At 74.4% G+C, this 13,673-nt stretch carries 2 protein-coding genes; both read right to left on the bottom strand.

The genetic code is table 11. The features are described 5' to 3' along the window. The coding region (locus tag B7P34_RS39375) for a type I polyketide synthase (protein WP_146166809.1) at window positions 1-8,097 on the bottom strand (8,097 nt) is incomplete at its 3' end. Window positions 8,098-8,131: 34 nt separating this feature from the next. After that, complete coding sequence (locus B7P34_RS13235; protein WP_223267809.1) at window positions 8,132-13,657, bottom strand: type I polyketide synthase; 5,526 nt, start codon at window positions 13,655-13,657, stop codon at window positions 8,132-8,134. Window positions 13,658-13,673: the final 16 nt, after the last annotated feature.

Genomic DNA, 13,673 nt, shown 5'->3' on the forward strand with positions numbered 1-13,673 from the left:
GGCGGTGGCGAGCCAGCGGGCCACGTGCCCGCCCAGCGCAACCGTGGCACCGGTGATCGGCACCGTGCCGCGCGGCGGCCAGCCCTGTCCGGCCTCGGCGGCGCGGCCGGCCCGGACGAGCCGGCGCCCGAAGACGCCCGAGGCGCGGACCGCCACCTGGTCCTCGGCCGACTGGCCGAGGACGGCGGCCACGCGGGCCGCGGTGCGGGCGTCGAGCAGCTCGGGGAGGTCGAGGAGACCGCCCCAGCGCTGCGGGTACTCCAGCGCCGCCGCCCGGCCGAAGCCCCACACCTGCGCCTGCAGCGGCCGGTCCACGCGGTCGGAGCGGCCGGTGGCCACCGCGCCGCGGGTGGCGCACCACAGCGGCCCGTCGATGCCCGCGTCACCGAGCGCCTGCACCAGGCAAAGCGTCGCGGCGAGGCCGTGCGACAGGCCGGGGTGGCCGGCCGAGGCGCTCTCGTCCTCGGCGAGCAGCGACAGCACGCCGGCGACGGGGCCGGTGCCGGCCAGGTCGCGGGCCAGCGTCCCGCGGTCGGTGCCGGGCCCGGCGACGAGCGTCACCAGCTCCAGGCCACGCTCGGCGAGCGCGGTGCGCACGGAGCCGGCCCACTCGCTCTCCCCGGCCGTCACGAGCAGCCAAGTGCCGGACGCGTTCGGCTCCGGGAGCGTGCCGAGCGGCTTCCAGGTGACGCGGTAGCGCCAGCCGTCGACCACGGACTGCTCGCGGCGCTGCCGGCGCCACGCGGACAGCCGGGGCAGGATCGCGCTGAGCGAGGCGTCGGCGCCGACGCCCAGGGTCGCGGCGAGGGACTCCACGTCCTCCCGCTCCACGGTGTCCCAGAACCCTGAGTCCGCCGGGTCGGCCGCGGTGCCGCCGGCGGCGGCCAGGTCCTCGTCCCCCTCCAGCCAGAAGCGCTCGCGCTGGAAGGCGTAGGTGGGCAGGGCGACGCGGTGGGCGCCGGGGAAGAGCGCCCGCCAGTCCGGGGAGACGCCGTGCACGTGCAGTTCGGCGAGCGCGGCGGTGAGGGCCTGCCGCTCGGGCCGGTCGGCGCGCAGGACGGGCACGGCGGCCACGCCGTCCGCGCAGGCCTGCGCCAGGGCACTGAGGACGCCGCCGGGGCCGATCTCGACGAAAGTCGTCACGCCCAGGCCGTGCAGGGTCTGCACGCCGTCGGCGAAGCGGACGGCCTCGCGGACGTGGCGGACCCAGTACTCGGGGGTGTACGGGTCGGCCAGGCGGCCGGTGAGGTTGGAGACGACGGGGAGCTGCGGCTCGCTGAAGGTCAAGGCGCGGACGACCTGCGCGAACTCCTCCAGCATCGGGTCCATCAACGGCGAGTGGAACGCATGGCTGACCTTCAGACGGGACGTCTTACGACCCTGCTGTGCGAAGACCTCGGCGATCTCCAGCACGGCAGCCTCGGCCCCGGAAATCACCACGGACTGCGGACCGTTGATCGCCGCGATGCCGACGCCGTCGGTCAGGTGCGGCAGCACCTCGTCCTCGGTCGCCTGCACGGCGACCATCGCGCCACCGACGGGCAGAGCCTGCATCAGCGCGGCACGCGCCGACACCAGCTTCGCCGCGTCGTCGAGCGACAGCACGCCCGCCACATGAGCAGCCGCGATCTCGCCTACGGAGTGACCCGCCACGTAATCAGGCCGGATGCCCCACGATTCGAGCAGCCGGAACAGCGCCACCTCGATGGCGAAGAGCGCGGGCTGCGTCGCCCCGGTCCGGTGCAGCGCCTCCGAGTCGACGTCGACCGGCGCGTCCAGACGCGCGCACACCTCGTCGTACGCGTCGGCGAAGACAGGGAACGCCTCGTACAGCTCACGGCCCATGCCGATGCGCTGCGAGCCCTGACCGGAGAACAGGAACCCGGTCTTGCCCTCGGATCCGGCGCGACCCAGCGTCACGTTCGCCGCCGGCTCGCCGGCCGCGAGCGCGGCGAGTGCCTGCCGGAACTCGTCCGGGCTCTGCGCCAGGAGCACGGCGCGGTCCTCGAACGTCTCGCGGGAGGCCAGGGAGAGGCCGACGTCGGCGGCCGTCCAGCCGTCCGTCGCGTCGAGGTGGCCGGCCAGCCGGGTCGCCTGCGCGCGCAGCGCCGCCTCGCCCTTGCCCGAGAGCACCCACGGCACGACCGCGCCGGAGTCAGGCGTGGAGGGCAGCTCGGCTGCTTCGGGGGCCTGTTCGATGATGGTGTGGGCGTTGGTGCCGCTGACGCCGAACGACGAGATCGCGGCGCGGCGCGGGCGGTCCGACTCCGGCCAGTCGACGGCCTCGGTCAGCAGGCGCACCTCGCCCGCGGACCAGTCCACGTGCGGCGTCGGCTCGTCCGCGTGCAGCGTCCTCGGCAGCACGCCGTGGCGCATGGCCATGACCATCTTGATGATGCCGGCGACACCGGCGGCGGCCTGGGTGTGGCCGATGTTCGACTTCAGCGAGCCCAGCCACAGCGGCTGCCCCTCGGGACGCTCCTGCCCGTACGTGGCGAGCAGCGCCTGCGCCTCGATCGGGTCGCCCAGCGTCGTACCGGTGCCGTGCGCCTCGACGGCGTCGACGTCGGCCGGCGCGAGTCCGGCCGAGGCGAGGGCCTGGCGGATCACGCGCTGCTGCGCCGGGCCGTTGGGGGCGGTCAGGCCGTTGGACGCGCCGTCCTGGTTCACGGCGCTGCCGCGCACGACCGCCAGGATTTCGTGGCCGTTGCGCACGGCGTCGGAGAGGCGCTCGACGAGCACCACGCCCACGCCCTCGGACCAGCCGGTGCCGTCCGCGTCCGCGCCGAACGCCCGGCAGCGGCCGTCGGGCGACAGGCCGCGCTGGCGGCTGAACTCGACGAAGACGTTCGGGCTGGCCATGACGGTGACGCCGCCGGCCAGGGCCATGGTGCACTCGCCGTTGCGCAGCGACTGGATGGCCAAGTGGAGGGCCACCAGCGACGACGAGCAGGCCGTGTCGATCGTGACGGCCGGGCCTTCGAGGCCGAAGGTGTAGGCCACCCGGCCGGAGACGACGCTGGACGCGCCGCCGACCAGCCGGTGTCCTTCGACGCCTTCCGGCGTGCGGCGCACGTCGGCTCCGTAGCCCTGGTAGGCCATGCCGACGAAGACGCCGGTCCGGCTGCCGCGCAGCTGTGCGGGGGTGATCCCGGCCCGCTCGAAGGCCTCCCACGAGGTCTCCAGCAGGAGCCGCTGCTGCGGGTCCATGGCGAGGGCCTCGCGGGGGCTGATGCCGAAGAAGCCGGCGTCGAAGCCGGTGGCGCCGTAGAGGAAGCCGCCGTCGCGCGCGTAGGTCTTGCCGGGGCGGTCGGGGTCGGGGTCGTAGAGTCCGTCGACGTCCCAGCCGCGGTCGGCCGGGAATGCGGAGATGGCGTCGCCGCCGGACGTCACCAGGTCCCACAGGGCCTCGGGCGAGTCGACGCCGCCGGGCAGGTGGCAGCTCATCGCCACGATCGCGATGGGCTCGTCGTCGGCGGCCGCGTGCTGCTCCTGCAGGGCGGCGGCCTGCGAGCCGAGGAGCTCGCTCTGCAGGAAGCGGGCGAGCGCCGTGGCGTTGGGGTAGTCGAAGACGAGGGTGGGCGGCAGCGAGAGGCCGGTCGCCGCGTTGACCTTGTTGCGGAGTTCGACGGCGGTCAGGGAGTCGAAGCCGAGGTCCTTGAACGCCCGTCCGGGCTCGATCTCCGCGGCGGAGGAGTGGCCGAGGACGGCCGCGACGTGCCCGCGGACCAGGTCGACCAGGGTCTCCGTGCGCTTGGCCTCCGGCAGGGCGGCGAGCTGAGCCGCCAGGGGCGTGGCGCCGCCGGTGGCATCGGCCGGTGCGGCGGCGGCCCCGGCGCGGAGCACCTCGGGCAGCTCGGACAGCAGGGCGCTCGGGCGGCCGAGGGTGAACGGTCCGATGAACCGCTCCCAGTCGATGTCGGCCACGACGGCCGCGGTGTCGCCGCAGTCGAGGGCGCGCTGGACCGCGGTCACGGCGAGCGCGGCGGGCAGGGTGACGACGCCGCGGCGGCGCAGGTGCTCCTCGTCGGCGTCGGTGACCATGCCGCCGTCGGCCCAGGGGCCCCAGGCGATGGCGGTGGCGGTCAGGCCCCGCGCCCTGCGCCGGGCGGCGAGACCGTCGAGGAAGGCGTTGGCGGCGGCGTAGGCGGTCTGCATGCCGCTGCCCCACACGCCGGCGATGGAGGAGAAGAGGACGAAGGCGTCCAGCTCGCGGTCGCCCAGCAGCTCGTCCAGGTGCGCGGCGCCGCCGGCCTTCGCCGCGAGGGTGCGGGCGAAGTCGGCCGGGGTCAGCTCGTCGAAGGCGGCGAACTGCTCCACGCCCGCGGCGTGGAAGACCGAGGTGAAGGCGTGCTCGGCGAGCAGCGCCGCCACCGCGTCGCGGTCGGCGACGTCGCACGCGGCGAGGGTGACGCGCGCGCCCAGCTCCTCCAGTTCGGCCTTGAGCGCGGCCGCGCCGGGCGTATCGGCGCCGCGGCGGCCGGCGAGCACCAGGTGCTCGGCGCCCGCGCCGGCGAGCCAGCGGGCGACGTGCCCGCCCAGCGCACCCGTACCACCGGTGATCAGCACCGTGCCGCGCGCCGTCCAGGGCCGGCCGGTGCCGCTGCGGGCGTGGGTGAGCCGGGCGGTGAACACGCCGGAGGCGCGGACGGCGACCTGGTCCTCCGGGGTGCCGGTGTCCTGGTTCAGCACGGCGGCGATGCGGCCGGCGGCGCGCTCGTCGACCGTCGTGGGCAGGTCGATCAGGCCGCCCCAGCGCCGGGCGTGCTCCAGGGCCAGGGCGCGGCCGAGGCCCCACACCTGGTGCTGCACCGCGCTGAGCGGCGCGTCGTCCGAGCGGCCGGTGGCGGCCGCGCCGCGGGTGGCGCACCACAGCGGCGCGTCGATGTCCGCGTCGCCCAGAGCCTGGGCCAGGGCGATGGTCTGTGCGAGGCCCTGGGAGAGCTCCGGGTGCTCCGGTGCGGCGCTCTCGTCGGTCGCGAGCAGCGACAGGACGCCGTCGACGGCGCCGTTTTCGGCGGCGATCCGGGTCAGCTCGCCGGCCAGGGACGCGCGGTCGGCGTCCGCGCCGGCCGTCAGCGGGATCAGGTGCGCGCCGCGTCCGGCGAGGGCCGCGCGGACCGTCCCGGCCCACTCGTCGCCCTCGGGTGCGGCGAACAGCCAGGTGCTGCCGGTGAGGTCACCGGCGGGCAGGCCGTTCAGCGGCTGCCAGGTCAGCTGGTAGCGCCAGCCGTCGACGACGGACTGCTCGCGGCGCTGCCGCCGCCAGGCGGACAGCTTCGGGACCACGACGTCCAGCTCTTCGGGGCTCAGGCCCAGCGTGGCGGCGAGCGACTGGGCGTCCTCGCGCTCGACGCTCGCCCAGAACTCGGCGTCGACCGCGTCCACGACGGCGGCCTCGGCCTCGGGGGCCTCCAGCCAGTAGCGCTGCTGCTGGAACGCGTAGGTGGGCAGGTCCACCTTCCGCGCGCCGGGGAAGAGCGTCTGCCAGTCCGGGGAGACGCCGTGCACGTGCAGTTCGCCGAGCGCGGTCACGACGGCCTGCTGCTCGGGGCGGTCGGCACGCAGCAGCGGGACGGTGACGGCCTCGTCGACGCAGCCCTGTGCCATGCCGCTCAGGACCCCGCCGGGGCCGATCTCCACGAAGGTCGTCACGCCCAGGCCGCTGAGGGTCCGGATGCCGTCGGCGAAGCGGACGGCCTCGCGGACGTGACGGACCCAGTAGTCGGGGGTGTAGGGCTCGGCGAGACGGCCGGTGAGGTTGGAGACCACGGGGATCCGCGGCTCGCTGAAGGTGAGACCGCGGACGACCTCGGCGAAGTCCTCCAGCATCGGGTCCATGAGCGGCGAGTGGAACGCGTGGCTGACCTTCAGCCGGGACGTCTTACGGCCCTGCTGCTTGAAGATCTCGGCGATCTCCAGAACGGCAGCCTCAGCACCGGAAATCACCACGGACCGCGGGCCGTTGATAGCCGCGATGCCGACGCCGTCGGTCAGATGCGGCAACACCTCGTCCTCGGTCGCCTGGACGGCGACCATCGCACCGCCCGCGGGCAGCGCCTGCATCAGCGCGGCGCGCGCCGACACCAGCTTCGCCGCATCCTCAAGGGACAGCACGCCCGCCACATGAGCGGCAGCGATCTCGCCCACCGAATGACCGGCCACGTAATCGGGCCGGACGCCCCAGGACTCCAGGAGCCGGAACAGCGCCACCTCGATGGCGAAGAGCGCGGGCTGGGTGCAGCCGGTCTGGTCAAGCTGCTCCGCGTCGGCGTCGAGCGTGACGTCGAGGTGGGCGCGGACCTCGTCGTAGGCGGCGGCGAAGGCCGGGAAGGCGGCGTACAGTTCGCGCCCCATGCCGGCCCGCTGCGAGCCCTGGCCGGAGAACAGGAACCCGGTCTTGTCACCGAGGTGCGCGGCGCTCCGGACCACGGCCGCGGACGGGGTGTCCGACGCCAGGGCCCGTACGCCCTCGGCGAGTTCCTCCAGGCTCTCGCCGATGACGGCCGCCCGCCGGTCCCAGGCGGAGCGCGTCGTGGCGAGGGAGAAGCCGATGTCGGCCGGAGAGGCGCCGGAGCCGTTCTCCAGGAAGGAGAGCAGGCGCTCGGCCTGGGCCCGCAGCGCGGCGTCGCTCTTGGCCGAGAGCACCCACGGCAGCGCGCCGGCGGCGGGGGCGGGGGCGGCGGTCTCGCCGTCGGGCTCCTCGTCGAGGGCCGGGGCCTGTTCGAGGATCGTGTGGGCGTTGGTGCCGCTGACGCCGAAGGAGGAGACGGCGGCACGGCGGGGGTGGTCCGACGCGGGCCACTGGACGGCCTCGGTCAGCAGCCTGACGCCGCCGGCCGACCAGTCGACCTGGGTGGTCGGCTCGTCGACGTGCAGCGTCTGCGGCAGCACGCCGTTGCGGATGGCCATCACCATCTTGATCACACCGGCGACGCCGGAAGCGGCCTGCGTGTGACCGATGTTGGACTTGATGGATCCCAGCCACAGCGGCCGGTCCCCGGAGTGCTCCTGGCCGTACGTGGCGAGCAGGGCGTCGGCTTCGATGGGGTCGCCGAGGGTGGTGGCCGTGCCGTGCGCCTCGACCGCGTCGACCTGGGAGGCGGTCAGCCGGGCGTTCTCCAGCGCCTGCTGGATCACGCGGACCTGCGACGGGCCGTTCGGGGCGGTGAGGCCGTTGGACGCGCCGTCCTGGTTGACGGCGCTGCCGCGGATGACGGCGAGCACGTCGTGGCCGAGGCGGCGGGCGTCGGAGAGCCGCTCCAGGAGGAGCACGCCGACGCCTTCGGACATGCCCGTGCCGTCGGCGGTCGAGGAGAACGCGCGGCAGCGGCCGTCGGGCGACAGGCCGCGCTGCGCGCTGAACGCGATGAACGTGTTCGGCGTGGCCATCACGGTCACGCCGCCGGCCAGGGCGAGCGAGCACTCGCCGCGGCGCAGCGCCTGCGCGGCGAGGTGGAGCGCGACGAGAGAGGACGAGCAGGCCGTGTCGACGGTGACGGCGGGGCCTTCGAGGCCGAGGGCGTACGAGATGCGGCCGGAGACCACGGCGGCGGTGTTCGCGGTGACGAGGTGGGCCTCGATGTCGCTGTCGCCCTGCCGCTGGAGGTAGGCGTGGTCCTGGCCGTTGGTGCCGACGAACACTCCGGCGCGGGTGCCGCGTGCGGTGGCGGGGTCGATGCCCGCGCGTTCGAAGGCCTCCCACGAGGTCTGCAGGAGCAGCCGCTGCTGCGGGTCCATGACGAGGGCTTCGCGGGGGGAGATCCCGAAGAACGCGGGGTCGAAGTCGGCGGCGTCGTGGAGGAAGCCGCCCTCACGCACGTACGTGCGGCCCGTCCGCGCGGGATCGGGGTCGTAGATCGCGTCCAGGTCCCAGCCGCGGTCGGCGGGGAACTCCGTCACGCCGTCGCCGCCCGAGGAGACCAGCTGCCACAGGTCCTCGGGGGAGCCGACCCCGCCCGGGTAGCGGCAGGCCATTCCGACGATGGCGATGGGCTCGGTGTCCTTCGCCTCCAGCTCACCCAGCTGCCTGCGGGTGTGGCGCAGGTCCACCATCACGCGCTTGAGGTAATCCCTGAGCTTGTCGTCGTTCGACATGTTTTACGTCCTCGGTAGCAGTGCGTGAGAAGAGTTAGAGAGACCCGAGCTCTTGGTCGATGAGGTCGAACATCTCGTCGTCGGTGGCGGCGTCGATCCGGTCGAGGTCGAAGTCGCGGTCGGTGCCGGATCCGGTGCCGGCGTCGGCGGTGTTCGCGGCGGCGTCCTGGTGGGTGTCGGTCCACTTCCAGAGGAGCGCCTTGAGCCGGGCGGTGACCTTGTCCCGTACCGCGTCCTCCGGGGCGAGCGCGGCGAGCCGGGCTTCCAGGCGGTCCAGCTCACCGAGCACGGGCGGGGTCTCTGCGGCGAGGTCGAGGACCAGGTCCTTGTGCAGGAGCCTGGCGATCGCGACCGGGTTGGGGTGGTCGAAGACGAGGGTGGGCTTGAGCCGGAGCCCGGTCGCGGCCTTGAGCCGGTTGCGGAGCTCCACCGCGGTCAGGGAGTCGAAGCCGATGTCCCGGAAGGCCGTGGTGGGCTCGATCCGGGCCGCGTCGGCGCGGCCGAGGGCGGCGGCGGCCTGGTTGCGGACCAGGTCCAGCAGCACCTTCTCCTGGTCGGCCTCCGGCATGCCGGCGAGGCGGCGGGCCAGGGCGGGGGTGCCGGAGGCCGCGGCCTCCTCGGCCGGGCCGCCGGTGTCCCCCACGAGGCCGCGGAAGATCGCGGGCAGCACGCCGGCGCGGGCCATGGAGCGCAGGCCGGGGACGTCCAGCCGGACCGGCACGATCACCGGCCGGTCCACGGCGAGGGTGGCGTCGAACAGGGCCAGGCCCTCCGCGGAGGTGAACGGCACGACCCCGGACCGGCCCATGCGGTTGCGGTCGGCGTCGGTGATCCGGTCGCCCATGCCGCCGTTCTCGGTCCACAGGCCCCAGGCCAGCGAGGTGCCGGGCAGACCCGCGGCCCGGCGCTGCCGCGCGAGCCCGTCCAGGAAGGAGTTGGCCGCGGCGTAGCTCGCCGCGCCGGCGCTGCCCAGGACCCCGGCCAGGGAGGAGAAGAGCACGAACGCGGAGAGGTCCAGTTTCTTGGTCAGCTCGTGCAGGTGCAGCGCGCCGTCGGCCTTCGGCCGCAGCACGGTGTCCAGGCGCTCCGGGGTCAGCGCGGTGATCACGCCGTCGTCCAGGGCCGCCGCCGCGTGGACCACGGCCACGAGCGGGTGTTCGGCCGGGACCGAGGCCAGGAGCCGCGCGAGGGCGTCCCGGTCCGCGATGTCGCAGGCGGCCACGTCGACGTGCGCGCCCAGCTCGGAGAGGGCGGCGACGAGTTCGCCGACGCCTTCGGCGGCGGGGCCGCGGCGGCTGACCAGGAGCAGCCTGCGCGCGCCGCGTTCGGCGACGAGGTGGCGCGCGAGGGACAGTCCGAGGCCACCGGTCGCGCCGGTGAGCAGCACGGTCCCCTCGGGGTCCCACGCGTGGTCGGCGGGCTCCTCGGGCGGGGCGGTCCGGGCGAGGCGCGGCACGAACAGCCTGCCGCCGCGCACCGCGGCCTGCGGTTCGTCCAGGGCGGTGAGGGCCGCGGCGAGCGCGGGGGCCCCGTGCGCCACGGAGTCGTCGGCGTCGACGAGCAAAAGCCGGTCCGGGTGCTCGGCCTGCGCCGACCTCACCAGGCCCGCCACCGCGACGTGGGCGAGGTCCGGCGCCGTACCGTCCAGGTCGGCGGCTCCGCGCGTCATCACCACGAGCCGCGCGTCGGAGAACCGCTCGTCGGCGACCCACTCCTGGACGGCCGACAGCACACCGGCCAGCAGCGCACGTGTCGCCGAGGCGGCGTCGCCCTCGCTCGGGGCGCAGGGCAGGAGGACGTGGCCGGGCACGGCCGCGCCGTCGTCGACCGCCTTACGGAGCGCGTCGATGCCGGCGTACGGGCCGTCACCGCCGAGGACCGCCCACTCGGTCTCGGGAGCGGAAGCGGCGGCAGGAGCGGCAGCAGCAGGAGCAGCAGGAGCAGCAGCGGTGTGCTCGACCCAGTCGACCTCGAACATCCAGTCCTGGTGCGCCACGCGCGACGCCAGAACCTGCTGCGGGGACATCGCCCGCGTCCGCACGGACGCCACCGAGGCGACGGGAGCGCCGTCGGCGTCGGCCAGCTCGACCGCCACCGCGTCGCCACCGCCGGCGGCGGGCCGGACCCGCACGCGCACGGCCCCTGCTCCCGGGGCGTGCACGGACGTGCCGCTCCAGGCGTAGGGCATGAGCACAGCACCCGGGTCGCCGGCGCGGTCGAGCGCCAGGGTGTTCAGGACGGCGTCCAGCAGTACGGGGTGAAGGCCGTAGCGGTCGGCCCTGTCGCGCTCCGCGGCAGGCAGCGCGGCCTCGGCGTACAGCTCGTCCCCGGCGCGCCAGGCGGCGGACAGTCCCGGGTGCTCCTGGACGTCCAGCGGTTCGGCGCCCGCCGGGGGCCAGATCACCATGTCGAAGTCGGCCACCGGGGCGTTCCGGGTGAGTTCACCCGTGGCGTGGCGGACCCACGGCTCGTCGGCACCGCCGGCGGCGGCCCGGCTGAAGACCCGCACCGACCGCCGGTCGGCGTCGTCGCCCGCGCCGATCTGCACCTGGATGCGGACGGCGCCCTGTTCCGCCAGGACGAGCGGGGCGTCCACGTCCAGCGCTGCCAGCTGCGGGAACCCGGCCTGCCGGCCCGCGCCCAGCGCGAGCTCCACGAACGCGGCGACCGGAAGCACCGGCACACCGCCGACCGTGTGCTCCGCGATCCAGGGCAGGTCGGCCGCGGACAGCCGGCCGGTGAACAGCAGGTCGTCCGCCCCGGCGGCCTCCACCACGGCGCCGAGCAGGGGGTGCCCGGAGGAGTACAGGCCCGCCGAGGAGACGTCGAGCGCGGCCGTTCCTTCAAGCCAGTAGCGCTCGCGCTGGAAGGCGTACGTGGGCAGGTCGACGCGGCGGGCGCCGGGGAAGAGCGCCTGCCAGTCCGGGGAAACGCCGTGGGTGTGCAGCTGACCGAGGGCGAGGGTGATCGCCTGCGGCTCGGGGCGGTCGGCGCGGAGGGCGGGGATGGTGACGACGGCTTCATCGTCGAGGCAGCCCTGGGCGAGGGCGCTGAGGACGCCGCCGGGGCCGATCTCCACGAACGTCGTCACGCCCAAGTCGTGCAGAGTCTGCACGCCGTCGGCGAAGCGGACCGCCTCGCGGACGTGCTGGACCCAGTAGTCGGGGGTGCAGGGCTCGGCCAGGCGGCCGGTGAGGTTGGAGACGACCGGAATCTGCGGCTCGTTGAAGATCAGGCCGCGGACGACCTGCGCGAACTTCTCCAGCATCGGGTCCATCAGCGGCGAGTGGAACGCGTGACTGACCTTCAAGCGGGACGTTTTACGGCCCTGCTGCTTGAAGACCTCGGCGATCTCCAGCACGGCACCCTCGGCACCGGAGACCACGACGGACTGCGGACCGTTAATCGCCGCGATACCGACCTCGTCGGTCAGGTGCGGCAGCACCTCGTCCTCGGTCGCCTGAACCGCCACCATTGCACCACCGGTCGGCAGCGCCTGCATCAACGCAGCACGCGCCGACACCAACTTCGCCGCATCCTCCAGAGACAACACACCCGCCACATGAGCAGCAGCAATCTCACCTACGGAGTGCCCCGCCACATAATCCGGCCGCACACCCCACGACTCCAACAACCGGAACAGCGCCACCTCAACCGCGAACAACGCAGGCTGCGTGCACCCCGTCTGATGAAGCGCTTCCGCATCGACATCAACCGGCGCGTCCAGCAGCGCACACACCTCGTCATAAGCCGCAGCAAAAACGGGGTACGCCGCATACAGCTCACGCCCCATCCCCAGCCGCTGCGACCCCTGACCCGAGAACAAGAACCCGACCTTGCCCCGGGCCGCCTCGGCGCACCCCGTCACCACATGTGCCGCGGGTTCGCCCGCTGCCAGTGCGGTCAGCCCCGCGCGCAGTTCCTCCGCGTCGGCGCCGGTCACCGCGGCGCGGTGTTCCAGCGCCGACCGGGTGGCCGCCAGGGAGAAGCCCACGTCGGCCGGCGACGTGGTCGCGAAGTCCACGGACGACAGCAGCCGCTGTGCCTGTTCCCGCAGTGCCTCCTCGGTCTTCCCGGAGAGCACCCACGGCACCACCGAGGTCCGCGGCCTCAGCGCCTCCTCGGCTTCGGCCGCGGCCCCTCCCCCGGCCTCGTCGCCGGCGGCTTCCTCCGCCTCCGGCTCCGTGGCCTGCTCAAGGATGACGTGCGCGTTGGTGCCGCTGATCCCGAAGGAGGAGATCCCGGCCCGGCGCGGGTGGTCCGACTCCGGCCACGCGGCCGCTTCGGTGAGCAGCTCGACCGAGCCGGAGGACCAGTCGACCTGCGGGGTCGGCCGGTCCACGTGCAGGGTCTGCGGCAGCACTCCGTGCTGCATCGCCAGCACCATCTTGATCACGCCGGCGACACCCGCGGCGGCCTGCGTGTGGCCGATGTTCGACTTGAGCGAGCCGAGCAGGAGCGGCCGTTCGCGGTCCTGTCCGTAGGTCGCGAGCAGGGCCTGTGCCTCGATCGGGTCGCCGAGGTTCGTGCCCGTGCCGTGTGCTTCGACGGCGTCGATGTCCTCGGCGGACAGCCCGCCGCTGGCCAGCGCTTCGAGGATGACGCGCTGCTGCGAGGGGCCGTTGGGGGCGGTCAGGCCGTTGGACGCGCCGTCCTGGTTGACCGCGCTGCCCCGGACGACGGCGAGGACCTGGTGGCCGAGCCGCCGGGCGTCGCGCAGGCGCTCCACGAGCAGCAGTCCGGCGCCTTCGGACCACGAGGCGCCGTCCGCAGCGGCCGCGAAGGACTTGCAGCGGCCGTCGGGGGCGAGGCCGCGCTGGCGGCTGAACTCGACGAACGCGCTGGGGCCCGCCATGACGGTGACCCCGCCGGCGAGCGCCATGGTGCACTCGCCGTTGCGCAGGGCCTGCACGGCGAGGTGCAGGGCGACCAGCGAGGACGAGCACGCCGTGTCGATGGTCACGGCCGGGCCTTCGAAGCCGAAGGTGTAGGCGATGCGCCCGGAGGCGACGCTGCCGGAGTTGCCGGTGCTCATCAGGCCTTCGACGCCGTCGGGGAGGACGCCGGGCGTGAAGCCGTAGTCGTGGTACATCAGGCCGGCGAAGACGCCGGTGCGGCTGCCCTTGAGGGGGGCGGGGTCGATGCCCGCGTGTTCGAAGGCCTCCCACGCGGTCTCCAGCAGGAGGCGCTGCTGCGGGTCCATGGCCAGGGCCTCGCGCGGCGAGATCCCGAAGAAGTCCGCGTCGAAGTCGGCGGCGCCGTGCAGGAATCCGCCCTGCCGGGTGTAGACCTTGCCCGGCCGCTCGGGGTCGGGGTCGTAGAGGGAGTCGACGTCCCAGCCGCGGTCCTCGGGGAACTGCGAGATCGCGTCGCCGCCGCCGGCCAGCAGCCGCCACAGCGCCTCGGGCGAGTCGACGCCGCCGGGGAACCGGCAGCTCATGCCCACGATGGCGATCGGCTCCTGGTCGCGGGCCTCCAGCTCGCGCACGCGCCGCCGGGCCTGGCGCAGGTCGGTGGTGGCCCGCTTGAGGTAGTCCCGGAGCTTGTCTTCGTTCATCATCGGTGTTGCCCGCCCC

It is taken from the genome of Streptosporangium nondiastaticum, assembly GCF_003011965.1.
In the GTDB taxonomy this organism is placed as follows: domain Bacteria; phylum Actinomycetota; class Actinomycetes; order Streptomycetales; family Streptomycetaceae; genus Streptomyces; species Streptomyces nondiastaticus.